This is a genomic window from Pseudomonas fluorescens (assembly GCF_902498195.1).
Taxonomy (GTDB): Bacteria; Pseudomonadota; Gammaproteobacteria; order Pseudomonadales; family Pseudomonadaceae; genus Aquipseudomonas; species Aquipseudomonas fluorescens_BU.
This window is the reverse complement of the sequence record NZ_CABVIY010000008.1, coordinates 56,645-73,167: the sequence shown is the minus strand read 5'-3', so window position 1 is coordinate 73,167 and position 16,523 is coordinate 56,645. Positions and strand designations below refer to the sequence as shown.

Sequence of the window (16,523 nt, the reverse complement as noted above, 5' to 3'; positions counted from 1 at the left end):
AGGCTGGCGCCAACGCGCAGGAGCTACCGAAGGCCGCGATCTTTTACCTCGGGGCGAATTTGCGGTGCTGGCACTGGCCGCTTCGCGGGCAAGCCCGCTCCCACAGTGATCGGTGTAAATTCACCCTTCTGTGATCGACACAAAAACCTGTGGGAGCGGGCTTGCCCGCGAAGACGGCCTGACAGGCACCGAAAAGCCTTCAGCCCGCCGCCTCAACCGTCCCGATGAAATTCGCCAGCTCCGCCGTCTGCGGATTGGCAAACAAGGTTTTCGGATCCCCCACTTCATGCACCAGCCCTTGATGCATGAACACCAGCTTGTCCCCAACCTCCCGGGCAAAGCGCATCTCGTGGGTGACCATGATCAAGGTCATGCCTTCCTTGGCCAGCTGACGAACCACGCTCAGCACTTCGTTGACCAGCTCCGGGTCCAGCGCCGAGGTGATTTCATCGCACAGCAGCACCTTGGGCGACATCGCCAGCGCGCGGGCAATCGCGACGCGCTGCTGCTGGCCGCCGGACAAGCGATCGGGGAACGCATCAAATTTCTCCCCCAGACCCACGCGTTCGAGCATCTGTCGCGCCAGTTCGGCGGCCTTGGCTTTCGGGACTTTTTGCACCACTTGCGGCGCGAGCATCACGTTTTCGCCCACGGTCAGGTGCGGGAACAGGTTGAACTGCTGGAACACCATGCCGACTTTCTGCCGCAGGCTGCGCAGGTCGGCGCGAGCGGCGTCGAGGTATTCGCCGTCGACTTCGATCACGCCGTCGTTGATCGACTCCAGGCCGTTGAGCGTGCGCAGCAAGGTCGACTTGCCCGAGCCGCTGCGCCCGATGATCGCCACCACCTGGCCTTCCTCGACACTCAGGTCGATGCCTTTGAGTACATGGTGATCGCCGTAGTATTTATGCAGGGCGGAAATTCTAAGCAGAGGCATGCAGTCTCCTTTCCAGGTAGCGCGCACTGAGGGACAAGGGGTAGCAGAGCAGGAAATAGCCCAGGGCCACGAGGCCGTAGACCATGAAGGGTTCGAAGGTCGCGTTGGCGAGCATGCCGCCGGTCTTGGTCAGCTCGGTAAAACCGATGATCGAAGTGACAGCGGTGCCTTTGACCACTTGCACCGAGAACCCCACGGTCGGCGCCACGGCGATACGCAAGGCCTGCGGCAGGATCACATGGCGCAGCTGTTCCAGCGGGCTCAGCGCCAGGCTCGACGAGGCTTCCCACTGGCCATTGGGGATCGACTCGACGCAGCCGCGCCAGATCTCCGCCAGGTAAGCGCTGGTGAACAGCGTCAAGGCAATCGCCGCCGCCAGCCAGGGTGAAATCTCGACCCCGGCCAGGGACACCCCGAAGAACACCAGGAACAGCTGCATCAGCAAGGGCGTGCCCTGGAACAGTTCGATCCAGGTACGCGCGAAGCTGCGGGGGAAGGCCTTTTTAGAAATACGCATGACCATGATCAGCAAGCCGATCAGCCCGCCGCCCATGAACGCCACCAACGACAGCGCCAGCGTCCATTGCAGGCCGGTCAGCAAGTTGCGCACGATGTCCCAGAGGGTGAAATCGCTCATCGTGCGCTCCTCGCTATGAATCGATGGCCGATCCAGTTCAGTAACTGACGGATCAGCAGCGCCATGCACAGGTAGATCAGCGTGGTCAGGGCGTAGGTTTCAAAGGCGCGGAAGTTGCGCGATTGTATGAAGTTGGCCGCGAAGCTCAGCTCTTCGGTGGCGATCTGCGAACACACCGCCGAACCGAGCATGACGATAATGATCTGGCTGCTCAGGGCCGGCCAGACCTTGCTCAGCGCCGGCAGCAGCACCACGTGGCGGAAGGCTTCAAAGCGCGTCATCGCCAATGCCGCAGCCGCTTCCAGTTGGCCCCGGGGGATCGCCTGGATGCCGGCGCGGATGATTTCAGTGGAATAGGCGCCGAGGTTGATCACCATCGCCAGCACCGCTGCCTGCCATTCGGAGATCTGCACGCCCAGGGACGGCAGGCCGAAGAAGATAAAAAACAGCTGAACCAGGAAGGGCGTGTTGCGGATCAACTCGACATAGACGCCGAAGAAGCCCGCGAACGGACGAATGTTCCACGCCCGCACCAGTGCCCCTATGATGCCCAGGCCCACCCCGAGCACGGCGCCGATGGCCGTCAGCTCAAGGGTGAACAACGCGCCGCGCAACAGCAGGTCGGTGTTGTGCACCACGGGCAGGAAATCGAATTGATAGGCCATAGCGTGTCTCCTGCGCGCCGGATCAGAGGTCGGCCGGCAGCGGTTCTTTCAACCAGGTCAGGGCGTTTTTCTCCAGCGCGCCGTCGCTCTTGGCACTGACGAGGATCTGGTTGACCTTGTCCAGCAGCGCCGGCTCGTTCTTGTTCACGCCGACGTAGACCGGTGAATCCTTGAGTTTCACTTTCAGCGCCGGTACGCGTTTCGGACTCTTCTCGCTGATCGCGACCATCACCACGTTGCCGCTGGCGATCAGATCGACCTGGCCGGCCAGGTAAGCGGCGATGGTCGAGTTGTTGTCTTCGAAGCGCTTGATGGTCACGCCTTCGGGCGCGACTTTGGTCAGTTCGATGTCTTCGATGGCGCCACGGGTGACGCTGATGGTTTTACCCTTGAGGTCGTCCAGGCCCTTGACGTCGGCATCTGGCGGACCGAACACGGCGAGGTAGAACGGGGCGTAGGCCCGGGAGAAGTCGATGACTTTTTCGCGCTCGGGGTTTTTGCCGAGGCTGGAAATCACCAGGTCGACCTTGCCGGTGGTGAGAAACGGGATGCGGTTGGTGCTGTTGACTGGCGTCAGTTCGAGTTTGACCTTGAGCTGGTCGGCCAGCAGTTTCGCGGTGTCGATGTCCAGGCCACGGGGTTTCATGTCCGGTCCGACCGAGCCGAAGGGCGGGAAGTCCTGGGGCACGGCGACCTTGAGGGTGCCGCGCTTGACCACGTCCTCCAGCGCGTCGGCGTGGGCGGGCGCCTGGCTCAGCATCAGGCTGGCGAACAGGGCAGCGAGGAGGGCGCTGTAACGCTGGGTCATGGCAAATCTCCGAATCGGCGGGAATGATTTCTGCGATTCGACAGAGCACGGGCCATGCCAATATGCGCAAGTACAGGGCGCAGGCCACGGTTTTGCTGGGGTTGCTAGGTCTTACTGGTCTGAACAGTGGCGAGGGCTTTCGCACCTCGATAGCGCAGCCGTCAGAATCGCCGAACCCCCATGGGGCACGACTTGCCGGGCGCCGTGAATAGCTTTACAACTGGGCGCACATTGGCCTGGTTCGTCTGGAAAACCATGAACTCGATCTCCCGCGCCGTACCCGAAGTGGCGCTGCAAGCCATCCGCAAACTGATCAACGAACAGGGCTTCGGTCCGGGCGATGCGTTGCCTTCGCAACGGGACCTGGCGCTGCAACTGGGGGTCAGTCGGGCGTCGTTGCGCGAGGCGTTGTCGTCGCTCAGTGCGCTGGGCGTCATCAGCATCCAGCCGGGCAAGGGCGTATTCGTACAGTCGCCGGTGGACCTGCCGCGAGGCGAAGCGCCGCCGGGCTGGCCGTTCGCGGCGCAGGCATCGCCCCTGGACATCTTCCAGTTGCGTTATGCGCTGGAGGGGTTCGCCGCTGGATTGGCCGCCGTGACCTTGAGCACCGAGGAGCTGGATGCCCTGGAAGACAACGTCGCCGCCATGCGCAACGAACTGAAGGCCGGCGACTTCGACGCGGCGGCGCGCCTGGACTTCGAATTTCACCGGCGCATCCTGCTGGCCAGCGGCAATCAGGCGATGCTGAGCATCCTGACGGCCAGCGCCGACATCTTCCTGGAAAGTCAGAAGCTACCGTTCATCCGGGCCGAGCGGGCCATGGAAACCTGGCAGGAGCATCGCAAAATCCTGCGCGCACTGACGCGCCGTGCCTCTGTTGCCGCGCAGAAGGCCATGCAAGAGCACGTGCGCAACGCAGCGCTGCGCACCGCAATCGCCTTCGTCGCTCCCGCCACGGCGTAACCTGGGCTATACCCAAACTCATGGACCACCATAGCGAGACTCAATCATCTGCACCTTCCTGAACGAAGGAAGGGCCGCTATGATGGGCCACGTTTTTTTGCTTACAACCCTGGAGAATTCCATGAGCAGCGATCTTATCAAACACGTTAGCGACGCTAGCTTCGAGGCCGACGTACTCAAGGCTGAAGGCGCTGTACTGGTCGATTACTGGGCTGAGTGGTGCGGCCCTTGCAAAATGATCGCTCCTGTTCTGGACGAAATTGCCGAAACCTACAAAGGCAAGCTGACCGTTGCCAAACTGAACATCGACGAAAACCAGGAAACCCCGGCCAAGCATGGCGTGCGTGGTATCCCGACCCTGATGCTGTTCAAGAACGGCAATGTTGAAGCGACCAAGGTCGGCGCACTGTCGAAGTCGCAACTGGCGGCTTTCCTCGACGCCAACATCTAAGCGTCGCTGCAAAGTGTCCGAAAAAGGCCCCGCATATTGCGGGGCTTTTTCGTTATTGAGGGCTAGACGCTCCGAAACTCAGGTGGTACATTCGGCCCCGCACTGGTTTCTCCATTGCCCCCTGCTAGCCGTCGCCGACGCTCTCCTTTTCGAATAAGTACGCGATCCTGTCGCCTTCTCCGCGGCGCGGCCTCATTAAGCCAAAAGCTTAATTTCCCCCCTCCATAAATGATTACGTCATTCCTATATGAATCTGACTGAACTCAAGCAAAAGCCGATTACCGAACTGCTCGAATTGGCCGAACAGATGGGCATAGAAAATATGGCCCGTTCGCGCAAGCAGGACGTGATTTTCTCCCTGCTCAAAAAGCACGCTAAAAGCGGCGAGGAAATCTCCGGTGATGGCGTGCTGGAGATTCTCCAGGACGGCTTCGGCTTTCTTCGCTCCGCTGACGCTTCCTATCTTGCCGGCCCAGACGATATCTACGTCTCGCCGAGCCAGATCCGTCGCTTCAACTTGCGCACCGGTGACACCATCGTTGGCAAGATCCGCCCTCCAAAGGAAGGCGAGCGTTATTTCGCGCTGCTCAAGGTCGACACGATCAACTTCGACCGTCCGGAAAACGCGAAAAACAAGATTCTCTTCGAGAACCTGACCCCGCTGTTCCCGACCGTGCGCATGAAGATGGAAGCCGGTAACGGTTCCACCGAAGACCTGACCGGTCGTGTGATCGACCTGTGCGCGCCGATCGGTAAAGGCCAGCGCGGTCTGATCGTTGCACCGCCGAAAGCCGGCAAGACGATCATGCTGCAGAACATCGCCGCGAACATCGCGCGTAACAATCCTGAAGTTCATCTGATCGTGCTGCTGATCGACGAGCGTCCGGAAGAAGTGACCGAAATGCAGCGCACCGTGCGCGGCGAAGTGGTTGCCTCGACGTTCGACGAGCCGCCAACCCGCCACGTGCAGGTTGCCGAAATGGTGATCGAGAAGGCCAAGCGCCTGGTCGAGCACAAGAAAGACGTGGTGATCCTGCTCGACTCCATCACCCGTCTGGCCCGTGCCTACAACACCGTGATCCCGAGCTCCGGCAAAGTGCTCACTGGTGGTGTCGATGCCCACGCCCTGGAGAAACCGAAGCGTTTCTTCGGCGCCGCGCGGAACATCGAGGAAGGCGGCTCGCTGACCATCATTGCCACCGCGCTGGTTGAAACCGGCTCGAAGATGGACGAAGTGATCTACGAGGAATTCAAGGGCACCGGCAACATGGAGCTGCCGCTGGATCGCCGTATCGCTGAAAAACGCGTGTTCCCGGCCATCAACATCAACCGTTCGGGTACCCGTCGCGAAGAGTTGCTGACCGCCGACGACGAGCTGCAGCGCATGTGGATCCTGCGCAAGCTGCTGCACCCGATGGACGAAGTGGCTGCCATCGAGTTCCTGGTCGACAAGCTGAAAACGACCAAGACCAACGATGAGTTCTTCCTGTCGATGAAGCGCAAGTAAGTCGAACAGCAATAGAAAGCCGGGGAAACCCGGCTTTTTGCTATCTGATGTTTGATCAACCCGTAGTTTATGGTTCTGAACCACGGTGTTCGGCGCTAAACTGCCTCCCCCCGAACGCCACGGCCAACACGAGGCTCACGCATGCAGTATCGCGACTTGCGCGACTTTATCAGCGGGCTGGAACAGCGCGGTGAACTCAAGCGCATCCAGGTTCCGGTGTCCCCCGTCCTCGAAATGACCGAGGTCTGCGACCGCACCTTGCGCGCCAAGGGCCCGGCCCTGCTCTTCGAAAAGCCCACCGGTTTTGACATTCCCGTACTCGGCAACCTGTTCGGCACGCCCGAGCGCGTCGCGCTGGGCATGGGCGCCGAAGCGGTCAGCGAGTTGCGCGAAATCGGCAAGCTGCTGGCGTTCCTCAAGGAACCCGAGCCACCGAAGGGGCTGAAAGACGCCTGGTCCAAGCTGCCGATCTTCCGCAAGATCATCTCGATGGCGCCCAAGGTCGTCAAAGACGCGATCTGCCAGGAAGTGGTCATCGAAGGCGAAGACGTCGACCTCTCCACGCTGCCGGTGCAGACCTGCTGGCCGGGCGATGTCGCTCCGCTGATCACCTGGGGCCTGACCGTCACCAAGGGTCCGAACAAGGACCGTCAGAACCTCGGTATCTATCGCCAGCAGGTGATTGGCCGCAACAAGGTCATCATGCGCTGGTTGAGCCACCGTGGCGGCGCGCTGGATTACCGTGAGTGGTGCGAAAAACATCCCGGCCAGCCGTTCCCGGTTGCCGTGGCGCTGGGCGCCGATCCGGCGACCATTCTTGGTGCCGTGACCCCGGTACCGGACAGCCTCTCCGAATACGCCTTCGCCGGTCTGCTGCGTGGCAACCGCACCGAACTGGTGAAGTGCCGCGGCAACGACCTGCAAGTGCCGGCCACCGCCGAGATCATCCTGGAAGGCGTGATCCATCCGGGCGAAATGGCCGATGAAGGACCGTACGGCGACCACACCGGCTACTACAACGAAGTCGACAGCTTCCCGGTGTTCACGGTCGAGCGCATTACCCATCGCATCAAGCCGATCTATCACAGCACTTACACCGGCCGTCCGCCGGATGAGCCGGCGATTCTCGGTGTAGCGCTGAACGAAGTGTTCGTGCCGATCCTGCAGAAGCAGTTCCCGGAAATCACCGACTTCTACCTGCCGCCCGAAGGCTGCTCGTACCGCATGGCCGTCGTGACCATGAAGAAGTCGTATCCGGGGCATGCCAAGCGGGTAATGCTCGGCGTCTGGTCGTTTTTGCGACAGTTCATGTACACCAAGTTCGTTATCGTCACTGACGACGATATCAACGCGCGGGACTGGAACGATGTGATCTGGGCCATCACCACGCGCATGGACCCCAAGCGCGACACGGTGATGATCGAGAACACGCCGATCGACTACCTCGACTTCGCCTCGCCGGTGTCCGGCCTGGGGTCGAAGATGGGGCTCGATGCCACGCATAAATGGCCAGGCGAAACCACGCGCGAATGGGGTCGGGTGATCGTCAAGGATGAGGCCGTGACCCAGCGGATCGATGCCATCTGGAATCAGTTAGGAATAGATTGATGCGTGTAACCTTGCAGCCCTCCGGAGCCGTGTTGGACCTTTTGCCCGGCGAGCGGATTCTCGATGGCGCACGCCGCCTGGGCTATGAATGCCCGCAAAGCTGTCGCAACGGCAACTGTCACGTGTGCGCCGCGCTGCTGGTGGAAGGCCGGGTGGAACAGGCGGGCCATGTGCGTGACCATGGCGAGTTCTACACTTGCATTGCAGAGCCGCTGGAAGACTGCATCGTGCTGTGGGATGGCGTGCTCGCGCTGGGAGAATTGCCGGTGCGCAGTCTGTCGTGTCAGGTCACCAGTTGCACCGAGGTCGGTGGTGACACCTGGCGGGTGCGACTGCGGGCGCCAGCCGGCAAGCCGCCGCGCTATCACGCCGGCCAGTACCTGATGATTCATCGGGACAATGGCGAGAAGTCGTCCTTTTCCCTGGCGTCGGCGCCTTCGGGCGGGCGAGATCTGGAAATCCACGTGCTGGCCCGCGAGGCCAGTGCGCAAAACCTGATCAAGCAACTGCAGCGCGACTCGATGGTGCGGATCGACATGCCGTTCGGCGATGCGCACCTGGCCGAGTTGCCGGACGCGCCATTGGTGCTGATTGCCGCAGGCACCGGCATGGGCCAGATCCATGGCCTGATCGAACATTGCCGTGCCGAAGGCTTCAAGCATCCGGTGCACCTGTATTGGGGTGTACGCCGTCCTGAAGACTTTTATGAAGTCGAACATTGGGATGAGTGGCTGAAACTGCCCAACCTGTTCCTGCATAAAGTCGTCAGTGATCAATGCGGCTGGCAGGGGCGTTTCGGCATGCTGCACGAAGCGGTGTGCGAAGACTTCCCCGACCTCAAGTCCTTGCATGTGTACGCCAGTGGCTCGCCGGCGATGGTCTACGGCACGCTGGATGCGCTGGTCGAGGCGGGGATGGACGCGCACCAGATGCGCGCCGACGTATTCGCCTACGCCCCACGATCTTGAGCCTGTCCCTGTAGGAGCTGCCGAAGGCTGCGATCTTTTGATCTTGCTTTGAAAAATCAAAAGATCGCAGCCTGCGGCAGCTCCTACAGGTTATAACCCTCTATATAGCCCATCGGTATTTATAAAATCTTATAAATGTCGGTAGGTTATATCTCGTTCAAGTGATTAATTAAGAGTTGCGCCAATGCGCTTCAATTACTTGAATACATATGTGCCTTATTGTTTCATCGGTGCGTTCTATTTAGTAACTGTTTACCCGCGGGGAGCTGAACGCTATTCGCCATGAGCGCCATTGAATCTTCGTTTTTGAACCTGGCTTACCCTCCGCAGCTCGATCTGGGGCCGCAACTCACGCATGAACAATTGCTCAGCTCGATGCAATCGACCATGGCGCGCCACAAGGGCGGGCCGGTGTGGTTGTTCGCGTATGGGTCGCTGATCTGGCGTCCCGAGTGCACGGCGGTCGAGCGCGTTCGCGGGCGAGTCCATGGCTACCATCGCGGTTTGTACCTGTGGTCCCACGAACATCGTGGTACGCCGGAAATGCCCGGGCTGGTCTTCGGCCTGGATCGGGGCGGCTCCTGCAGCGGTTTCGCTTATCGCTTGCCGGAAGAACAGCTGGACGCTTCGCTCTACGCACTCTGGAAACGGGAAATGCCGTTCCCGTCCTATCGCCCGCACTGGCTCAATTGCCGACTTGAAGACGGCAGCCAGGTTCAGGCATTGGGTTTTGTGCTGGAGCGGCATTTGCCCAGCTACGCGGGCAACCTGCCGGATCACGTGTTGAGTCACGTGTTTGAAAACGCTTGCGGGCGTTACGGCACCACTCGCGATTATGTCGAGCAGACCGCCCACGCCCTGCGTAGCCACGCCATGCCAGACCGGAATCTGGAGGCGCGGCTCAAGCGCTGTAAATCAAAGGATGATCAAGCGATCGCTTCGCGGCTTTGACTGGCGACTTGCTTGTGCCACAGCGTTGGCGCAAGGAAGGCCATCGCCAGCAGGCAGGCGCCGATCAGCAGCACGAAACCGCCGTCCCAACCGAAATGGTCCACGGTGTAGCCCATCGCCGCACTGGCCGCCACCGAACCGCCCAGGTAACCGAACAGGCCGGTGAAACCTGCAGCCGTACCGGCCGCTTTCTTCGGTGCCAGTTCCAGCGCCTGCAGGCCGATCAACATCACCGGGCCGTAGATCAGGAAACCAATCGAAACCAGCGCGATCATGTCGACGGTCGGGTTGCCGGCAGGGTTGAGCCAGTACACCAGCGTCGCCACGGTCACCAGTGCCATGAACACCATGCCGGTCAGGCCACGGTTGCCACGGAAGATCTTGTCCGACATCCAGCCGCAGAGCAGCGTGCCCGGAATGCCGGCCCACTCATAGAAGAAGTACGCCCAGGACGTCTTGTCCACGGTGAAGCCCTTGGCTTCCTTGAGGTAGGTCGGTGCCCAGTCCAGCACGCCATAACGCAGCAGATAGACAAAGACGTTGGCCAGGGCGATGTACCAGAGCATCTTGTTGCGCAGCACGTACTTGACGAAGATTTCCTTGGCACTGAATTCGTTTTCGTGGCTGGCGTCGTAGCCCTCCGGGTAGTCATTCTTGTACTTCTCGATCGGCGGCAGGCCGACCGATTGCGGGGTGTCGCGCATGGTGATGAAAGCAAACACCGCGACCGCCATGGCCACTGCCGCCGGCACATAGAACGCCGCATGCCAGTCGTTGAACAGGCCCATGCCGAGCAGGAACAGCGGGCCGATCAAGCCGCCGCCCACGTTGTGCGCGACGTTCCACAGGGACACCACGCCGCCGCGTTCCTTCTGCGACCACCAGTGCACCATCGTCCGCCCGCTCGGCGGCCATCCCATGCCTTGCGCCCAGCCATTGATGAACAGCAGGACGAACATGATGGTCACGCTGGAGGTCGCCCAGTGCGAAAAGCCGAAAACGAACATCACCGCCGCCGAGACCATCAGGCCGAACGGCAGGAAGAAGCGCGGGTTGGAACGGTCGGACACGATGCCCATCAAAAACTTGGACAGGCCATAGGCAATGGCAATCGCCGACAACGCCACGCCCAGCTCGCCGCGGGTGTAACCCTCTTCGATCAGGTAAGGCATGGCCAGGGAGAAGTTCTTGCGCAGCAGGTAGTAGCCGGCGTAGCCGATGAAGATACCGGCGAAAATCTGCCAGCGCAGGCGTCGATAGGTGCTGTCTATTTTTTCTTCAGGCATTGGAGCCTGATGAGCGGCAGGACGAAAGAAAGCAAACATTCAAGAGCTCCAGTTTTCTTGTTTTGACTGCGGATGCGAATATTACAGTTTCGTTACCGAAAATAGCACCGATTCCCATCGACCAAATAGCGGAAATGTTGGAAGTCGAGCATTCCTTTATGAACATGTCGCGCAGACATAAATGAAGGGTGGTGTAGGAAGGGTTACCTACGGCCTCTATAAAAAGCCTGATCTTTGCGCCAGGCGTCAGGTTTTTGGGAAAGGTCCTGCGTGGCTTCCGGAAGCCATGACCTTCAGCTCAAACTCGCCGGTCTTTACCCTTTGTCCGGCTGCCAGTTCTGGCCATTTATAGGTGCAAAGGGGAGGCGTTATGCGGTGGGTTGTGTGTGTGGTGCTTGTGATGGTGCTGTCAGTCGAAAGCTGGGCGGAGGAAGTTTTCCTGATCCCGGAGAACAACCCCAAGCCGGTTTATCCACCGGCGCTGCAACGAGCCGGGATCATCGGTGATGTGCGGGTCAGCTTTATGGTCCATGCCAACGGGTCGGTCAGCCAGGTGAAAATTTTGCAAAGTGAACATCCTGATCTGGCCGAGGCCACCCGGGTTGCGATAGCTCAATGGCGATTCAAACCATGGACGGTTGAGGGGGACAAGCCTGCCGAGCAGGAAGTGATTGCGCCGATGGTCTTCAGATTTGATACGGACCTGCCGCTTCACCTCAATGAATGGCTGAAGAAGCTGAAGTGCCGCGATCTCAACGAAGTCATCGTGAACACCCCGGAACAGGCCTGGGTGGATTCCGCCGCCTTTCACTACACCCGTGCCTATCTATCGAATGCCTTTTCCACGACCACCTTGCCGAACGAGCGTCGCCTGGCACTGATAGCCCAAATGAACAGGAAAGTACCGATCATAGTCAGGGAGTGTCTGAACAATCCGGTTTCCAGGTATGTGAGGTATTTGCCGCCGGACATCCGCAAGTTGCTGTAGCGCGAGTCAGGTCTGGACGACATTGATCGACGTCCAGACCTTGCGGTGGGCTCAGCGAACCTGCACGACCACCTTGCCCACCGCCTTGCGCTGGCCAAGATCATTGATCGCCTGCGCGGCATTGCTCAGCGGATACACCTGCGACACCAGTGGCTTCAATTTGCCTTCGGCAAACCAGCCGAACAGTTGCTGGAAGTTCGCCGCGTTGTCCTGAGGCTGGCGCTGGGCAAACGAGCCCCAGAACACGCCGACCACGGCGGCGCCTTTAAGCAGGGCGAGGTTCACCGGGAGTTCAGGGATGCGCCCGCTGGCGAAGCCGACCACCAACAAGCGGCCGTTCCAGGCGATGGAACGGATGGCCTGGTCGAACAGGTCGCCGCCCACCGGGTCGTAGATCACGTCAGCGCCCTGGCCGTCGGTCAGGCGCTTGATTTCGTCCTTGAGGCTGGTTTCGCTGTAGTTGATCAACTCGTCGGCACCCGCGGCCTTGGCCACGGCCAGTTTTTCCGCGCTGCTGGCGGCGGCGATCACCCGGGCGCCCATGGCCTTGCCGATTTCCACGGCAGCCAGGCCGACACCGCCGGATGCGCCGAGTACCAGCAGGGTTTCACCGGGCTGCAGGTTGCCGCGCTGCTTGAGCGCGTGCATCGAGGTGCCGTAGGTCATGCTGAAGGCGGCGGCGGTGTTGAAGTCCATGGAAGGCGGGATCGGCAGCACGTTGTAGCCTGGCACCGCGACCTGTTCGGCGAAGCTGCCCCAGCCGGTCAGGGCCATGACCCGATCACCGACTTTCAGGTGACCGGCTTTTTCGCCCACCGCGCTGACCACGCCGGCCGCTTCGCCGCCCGGGGAAAACGGGAAGGGCGGCTTGAACTGATACTTGCCCTCGATGATCAGCGTGTCCGGGAAGTTCACCCCGGCGGCGTGCACGTCCAGCAGGATTTCGTTCTTCTTCGCGACAGGACTGGCGACGTCTTCCAGCACCAGCGATTCGGCAGGACCGAAGGCTTTGCACAGCACGGCTTTCATCAGGGCTATTCCTTTGAGAGTGATGGCCGATAAGTGTAGGTGTGTGAGTCGACGGGTCAACGAGCATGCCCGGCCCTGATAGTCAGCCATAAGCTTGTGCTTGAGCGGCGGGTCGTTATGCTAGGCCGCAAACCGGATAAGGAGCGAATTGTGAAAGCGTGGATCGTGTTGATGCTGGCCCTGTCTCTGCCTGTGGCAGCGGTGGCCGAAGAAGCCAAAGAAGATGCAGCGCCGAAGGTGAACTACATCACCCTGAGCCCGCCATTCGTCGGTAACTATGGGCTGGACGGCACGCCCAAGCTCAAGGTCTACAAGGCCGACGTCGCGTTGCGGGTTACCGGTGACGAGGCGACCAAGGCGGTCAAGGCCAACGAGCCCCTGATCCGTAATCAGCTGGTGGCACTGTTCGCCCAGCAGACCAACGAGACGATGAACAACGTCGAGGCCAAGGAAAAACTGCGGCAGGAAGCGCTGAAGCAGACCCAGCAGGTCATGAACGACGAAACCGGCAAGCCGGTGGTTGAGGATCTGTTGTTCAACAACCTGATCATCCAGTAAGACTTTCGCTGTTCGGGCAGGCCTCTTCGCGAGCAAGCCCGCTCCCACATTGGTCCAGTGCTGAATGCAAAATCAGCATCCACTGGAGATCCAATGTGGGAGCGGGCTTGCTCGCGAAAGCATTCTGATCGTCGCAGAGCGTCTTACGGCTTGAGCGCGATCACCGCCGCCCATTGCTCCGCCGTCACCGGCATCACCGACAGCCGCGATCCTTTCTGCACCAGCGGCATTTCCGCCAGCGCCGTCTGCTGTTTCAGATAGTCCAGCTTCAGCACCCTGGAAAACGTCTCGACATGCGCGACATCAATTGCGCTCCAGGCGTTTTTCTCGGCGGTGGCCTTCGGGTCGTAATAATGACTTTCAGGCTCCAGCGCCGTCGGGTCGGGGTACGCGGCTTCGACAATCCTGCCGATCCCGGCAATACCAGGCTCTGGACAGCTGGAGTGGTAGAAGAAGAACTCGTCGCCGACCGCCATGGCCCTTAGAAAATTACGCGCCTGATAGTTACGAACCCCGTCCCAGCGCGCTTTGCCGAGCTTCTCCAGGCCTTTGATCGAGAGTTCGTCGGGCTCGGATTTCATCAGCCAATAGGCCATCGTCTGGCTCCTTGCGAAGTGTGTGGTGAGGTTGTCCGGCAATTTTATGACAAACCGACAGTCGGTTGACGCCAGCATTTGCGTGCCGGTTCACGTTGTCGCAAAATGCCGGCCTTTAAAGCTTGACGCTGCTGCACGGCCTACAAACGGAAACCGCTGCTGTCATCGTGTAGAGATGCCTTTGGGGGGCAATCGATGAAACGCAAACCGGATTTACTATGGATTTTGGTTATTTTGTTCGGCCTCGGCGTCGTGACCACCGGCTATGCCCAAAGCCTGTGGGCCAACAAGATCGATGCGCCGGTTGAAATCTCACCGTTGCAGCAACAGTCGACAGCCTTCAAGCGCTGACACCCGGCTTTTCGGCGCCGCTGACGTGCAGTGGCGTCTAGCCCGCGAAGTACCAGGCCTTGTCCGTCACCGTTCCTTGCAACGGTACATCCCAGCTCGCTTGAGCCAGTCGCTCCACTTTCTGACATTCATGGGCCAGTCCCAGCAGCGTTGGCTTGCGCCAGTCTTTACGTCGCGCCAGGTACGCCAGGCTTCGATCATAGAAGCCGCCGCCCATGCCCAGGCGTCCGCCGACATCGTCAAACCCCACCAGCGGTAGCAGCACCAGGTCCAGCGCCCAGACTTTGCGTTGCCGGGCGAGGTTATGCCTGGGTTCGAGAATACGGAAACGGTTGGGCTTGAGTTTTTCGCCGGGGCGAATGCGCTGGAACACCATTTTGGTTCGCGGCCAGGCGCTGAGCACGGGTAGATACGTGGCCTTGCCCCGGCGCTGAGCGGCACGCAGCAACAGGCGTGGATCGATTTCGCCGTCGGTCGGCAGGTAAAGGGAGATGTGCCTGGCGCGGCGGAACAGCGGTTGCTGGGCCAATTGTTTGTAGAGCCCGCGCGCGGCCTGGCGCTGCTGACTCGGTGTCAATGCGCGGCGGGCCTTGCGCAGCATGCGTCGAAGTTGCGGGCGGGGAAGCAGCGCAGGTTCGTTCATGAATTCGGGCTTCAAAGTACGGAAAGGTAAATCGTACCCGTAAAAAAGCCGATGCCGGTATCAAAACCGGCATCGGCTGGAATCAGGCTCCCCGAATGTGCCGCTGTCGACTTAGCCCTTGAACCCGAAAGTTCAAGGTGGAAGATGCAGTAGGCTTTAAGGCTTTCCGTCTAGCGGACATGCACACCAGCCCAACGTGCAACCTCCAGGGTATAGCAAATCGGCTCAGGGACATCGCCAACTGGCAAGCACCCCAGGGAGTGATTGGGAGTATAACGCAAGCGGTGACGCGAATCAGCCTTTGGTGACGTCCGGATCGGTGGCGAGCACCAGATCGACGCGATCGAGCAGGTCGCGCACCTGTTCGCGGGTCGATCCGCTGGCCTGGATATCCGGGCGTTCTTCCTTGTGCAGCAGGTCGTGGGTGATGTTCAGCGCGGCCATGACGGCAATGCGATCAGCGCCGATGACTTTGCCGCTGCTGCGGATTTCGCGCATCTTTGCGTCCAGGTATCGGGCGGCGCTCACCAGGTTGCTGCGTTCTTCCTGGGGGCAAATGATCGAATATTCTTTGTCGAGGATCTGCACGGTGACGCTATTGCTTGAACTCATGAGTCTTGCTCCAGGGCCTTGAGGCGCGAAATCATCGATTCGACCTTACGCCGGGCGATTTCGTTTTTTTCAATGAGGTGAGCGCGTTCCTCGCGCCAGGTCTTTTCCTGAGCTAGTAAGAGTCCATTCTGGCTCTTAAGTTGCTCGACTCGGGTAATCAGCAGTTCGAGTCTGGCCATCAGCGCTTGCAGGTCGGTGTCTTCCATTGTCTTCACTGTCTGATGGGAGTCGGACTGTAGGAGCCAGCCTGCTCGCGATGAACCTGAGAACGCCACCGGGTGTCAGGGCCCCGGCGTTATCGTTGACGACCATCGCGAGCGTGCTCGCTCCTACAGGGGTAGTCGATGTAGGATACAAGGCCTTCATTCTAGACATAGCGCCGTCTGGCGCCTAGCTGCCCATGCCCATTCAGAATTCTCCGTACCAAGCCTTCGCCACCCTGCTGACGTCCAGCGGTCATCCCGTTTCGCCTGCCGAATTGCACGGCCTGCTGCTCGGTCGCAGCTGCGCCGGTGCCGGTTTCGACGCCGAGGGTTGGCTGATCGATGCGGCCGAACTGCTCGAAAGCGAGCCGCAGGACAACGTCCGCAATGCCTTGATCGGCTTGCAGGAAATGGTCAAGGGCGAGCTGACCGGCGACGACGTGACCGTCGTCCTGTTACTGCCGACCGACGATGCCCCACTGGCTGAACGCGCCGAGGCACTGGGCCAGTGGTGCCAGGGCTTCCTCAGTGGCTTCGGCTTGAATTGCCGCGACAGCAGCACGCTGAGCACCGAGGCGACCGAAGTGTTGCAGGACCTGGCCGCCATTTCCCAGGTGCAAGACGCCCTGGAAGAGTCCGACGACGGTGAAAGCGACTACATGGAAGTCATGGAGTACCTGCGCGTCGCGCCGCTGCTGCTGTTTTCCGAAACCAGAAAGCCGGACGCCCCGGCTGCCAAGCCGTCGTTGCATTAATCTAAGC

Annotated in this window: 20 protein-coding genes and 1 other RNA gene; 10 read left to right on the top strand and 11 right to left on the bottom strand. The window is 60.2% G+C overall.

Features of this window, described 5'->3' with window-relative positions; translation table 11 throughout:
* Window positions 1–199: 199 nt before the first annotated feature.
* Genes F8N66_RS26370 through F8N66_RS26355 form a run of 4 tightly spaced genes read right to left on the bottom strand, consistent with a single transcriptional unit; the run spans window position 200 to window position 3,047 of the window.
* Window positions 200–937, bottom strand: a complete 738-nt coding sequence (locus tag F8N66_RS26370) for an amino acid ABC transporter ATP-binding protein (RefSeq protein WP_150772936.1) — start codon at window positions 935–937, stop codon at window positions 200–202.
* Window positions 924–1,574: an amino acid ABC transporter permease gene (locus F8N66_RS26365; protein ID WP_150772935.1), complete on the bottom strand. Its 651-nt coding sequence runs from the start codon at window positions 1,572–1,574 to the stop codon at window positions 924–926. The genes F8N66_RS26370 and F8N66_RS26365 overlap by 14 nt, the downstream gene beginning before the upstream one ends.
* Complete coding sequence (locus F8N66_RS26360) at window positions 1,571–2,239, bottom strand: amino acid ABC transporter permease (protein WP_150772934.1); 669 nt, start codon at window positions 2,237–2,239, stop codon at window positions 1,571–1,573. Before F8N66_RS26360 ends, F8N66_RS26365 begins: the two co-directional genes overlap by 4 nt.
* Before the next feature lie 22 nt (window positions 2,240–2,261).
* On the bottom strand, window positions 2,262–3,047 hold the full coding sequence (locus F8N66_RS26355) for a transporter substrate-binding domain-containing protein (protein WP_150772933.1): 786 nt from the start codon (window positions 3,045–3,047) through the stop codon (window positions 2,262–2,264).
* Between the two features lie 255 nt (window positions 3,048–3,302).
* On the opposite strand from F8N66_RS26355, the gene F8N66_RS26345 reads away from it, so the two are divergent.
* From F8N66_RS26345 to F8N66_RS26315, 6 genes are all read left to right on the top strand, one after another.
* Complete coding sequence (locus F8N66_RS26345) at window positions 3,303–4,010, top strand: FadR/GntR family transcriptional regulator (RefSeq protein ID WP_150772931.1); 708 nt, start codon at window positions 3,303–3,305, stop codon at window positions 4,008–4,010.
* A gap of 121 nt (window positions 4,011–4,131) precedes the next feature.
* Window positions 4,132–4,461 carry a thioredoxin TrxA gene (gene trxA / locus F8N66_RS26340; protein WP_003206727.1) on the top strand — a complete coding sequence of 110 codons (330 nt, stop codon included), beginning with the start codon at window positions 4,132–4,134 and terminating at the stop codon, window positions 4,459–4,461.
* A gap of 247 nt (window positions 4,462–4,708) precedes the next feature.
* Window positions 4,709–5,968: a transcription termination factor Rho gene (rho, locus tag F8N66_RS26335; protein ID WP_003206716.1), complete on the top strand. Its 1,260-nt coding sequence runs from the start codon at window positions 4,709–4,711 to the stop codon at window positions 5,966–5,968.
* 141 nt (window positions 5,969–6,109) lie between these two features.
* Window positions 6,110–7,576, top strand: coding sequence for a 4-hydroxy-3-polyprenylbenzoate decarboxylase (gene ubiD, locus F8N66_RS26330; protein WP_150772930.1), 1,467 nt, complete (start codon window positions 6,110–6,112; stop codon window positions 7,574–7,576).
* Window positions 7,576–8,544, top strand: coding sequence for a CDP-6-deoxy-delta-3,4-glucoseen reductase (locus F8N66_RS26325; protein ID WP_150772929.1), 969 nt, complete (start codon window positions 7,576–7,578; stop codon window positions 8,542–8,544). The genes ubiD and F8N66_RS26325 overlap by 1 nt, the downstream gene beginning before the upstream one ends.
* 282 nt (window positions 8,545–8,826) lie before the next feature.
* Complete coding sequence (locus F8N66_RS26315) at window positions 8,827–9,495, top strand: gamma-glutamylcyclotransferase (RefSeq protein ID WP_150772928.1); 669 nt, start codon at window positions 8,827–8,829, stop codon at window positions 9,493–9,495.
* Here the strand turns inward: F8N66_RS26315 and glpT are convergent.
* Window positions 9,471–10,820, bottom strand: coding sequence for a glycerol-3-phosphate transporter (gene glpT, locus F8N66_RS26310; RefSeq protein ID WP_150772927.1), 1,350 nt, complete (start codon window positions 10,818–10,820; stop codon window positions 9,471–9,473). The genes F8N66_RS26315 and glpT overlap by 25 nt on opposite strands.
* Window positions 10,821–11,151: 331 nt before the next feature.
* Here glpT and F8N66_RS26305 point away from each other — a divergent pair, with 331 nt between their 5' ends.
* Window positions 11,152–11,769 carry an energy transducer TonB gene (locus F8N66_RS26305; RefSeq protein WP_150772926.1) on the top strand — a complete coding sequence of 206 codons (618 nt, stop codon included), beginning with the start codon at window positions 11,152–11,154 and terminating at the stop codon, window positions 11,767–11,769.
* Window positions 11,770–11,820: 51 nt separating this feature from the next.
* Here the strand turns inward: F8N66_RS26305 and F8N66_RS26300 are convergent, their stop codons facing one another.
* A complete protein-coding gene (locus F8N66_RS26300) occupies window positions 11,821–12,798 on the bottom strand; it encodes an NADPH:quinone oxidoreductase family protein (protein WP_150772925.1) in 978 nt (325 codons plus the stop codon).
* Between the two features lie 150 nt (window positions 12,799–12,948).
* Here F8N66_RS26300 and F8N66_RS26295 point away from each other — a divergent pair, with 150 nt between their 5' ends.
* Window positions 12,949–13,356, top strand: a complete 408-nt coding sequence (locus tag F8N66_RS26295) for a flagellar basal body-associated protein FliL (RefSeq protein ID WP_150772924.1) — start codon at window positions 12,949–12,951, stop codon at window positions 13,354–13,356.
* Between the two features lie 143 nt (window positions 13,357–13,499).
* Here the strand turns inward: F8N66_RS26295 and F8N66_RS26290 are convergent, their stop codons facing one another.
* Complete coding sequence (locus F8N66_RS26290; protein ID WP_150772923.1) at window positions 13,500–13,952, bottom strand: EVE domain-containing protein; 453 nt, start codon at window positions 13,950–13,952, stop codon at window positions 13,500–13,502.
* Between the two features lie 195 nt (window positions 13,953–14,147).
* Here F8N66_RS26290 and F8N66_RS31565 point away from each other — a divergent pair, with 195 nt between their 5' ends.
* The gene (locus tag F8N66_RS31565; RefSeq protein WP_191623060.1) at window positions 14,148–14,303 is read left to right on the top strand and encodes a hypothetical protein; all 156 of its coding nucleotides are present in this window, start codon (window positions 14,148–14,150) and stop codon (window positions 14,301–14,303) included.
* Window positions 14,304–14,340: 37 nt separating this feature from the next.
* On the opposite strand, the gene F8N66_RS26285 is transcribed toward F8N66_RS31565, so the two are convergent.
* The 4 genes from F8N66_RS26285 to F8N66_RS26270 all read right to left on the bottom strand — a co-directional run bounded on the left by F8N66_RS26285 (window position 14,341) and on the right by F8N66_RS26270 (window position 15,764).
* On the bottom strand, window positions 14,341–14,946 hold the full coding sequence (locus tag F8N66_RS26285; RefSeq protein WP_150772922.1) for a 5-formyltetrahydrofolate cyclo-ligase: 606 nt from the start codon (window positions 14,944–14,946) through the stop codon (window positions 14,341–14,343).
* Window positions 14,947–15,030: 84 nt separating this feature from the next.
* A non-coding RNA gene (gene ssrS, locus F8N66_RS26280) (6S RNA) lies at window positions 15,031–15,209 on the bottom strand.
* Between the two features lie 31 nt (window positions 15,210–15,240).
* Complete coding sequence (locus F8N66_RS26275; protein ID WP_150772921.1) at window positions 15,241–15,558, bottom strand: cell division protein ZapA; 318 nt, start codon at window positions 15,556–15,558, stop codon at window positions 15,241–15,243.
* On the bottom strand, window positions 15,555–15,764 hold the full coding sequence (locus tag F8N66_RS26270; protein ID WP_007982902.1) for a TIGR02449 family protein: 210 nt from the start codon (window positions 15,762–15,764) through the stop codon (window positions 15,555–15,557). Before F8N66_RS26270 ends, F8N66_RS26275 begins: the two co-directional genes overlap by 4 nt.
* Before the next feature lie 194 nt (window positions 15,765–15,958).
* Here F8N66_RS26270 and F8N66_RS26260 point away from each other — a divergent pair, with 194 nt between their 5' ends.
* A complete protein-coding gene (locus F8N66_RS26260) occupies window positions 15,959–16,516 on the top strand; it encodes a YecA family protein (protein ID WP_150772920.1) in 558 nt (185 codons plus the stop codon).
* Window positions 16,517–16,523: the final 7 nt, after the last annotated feature.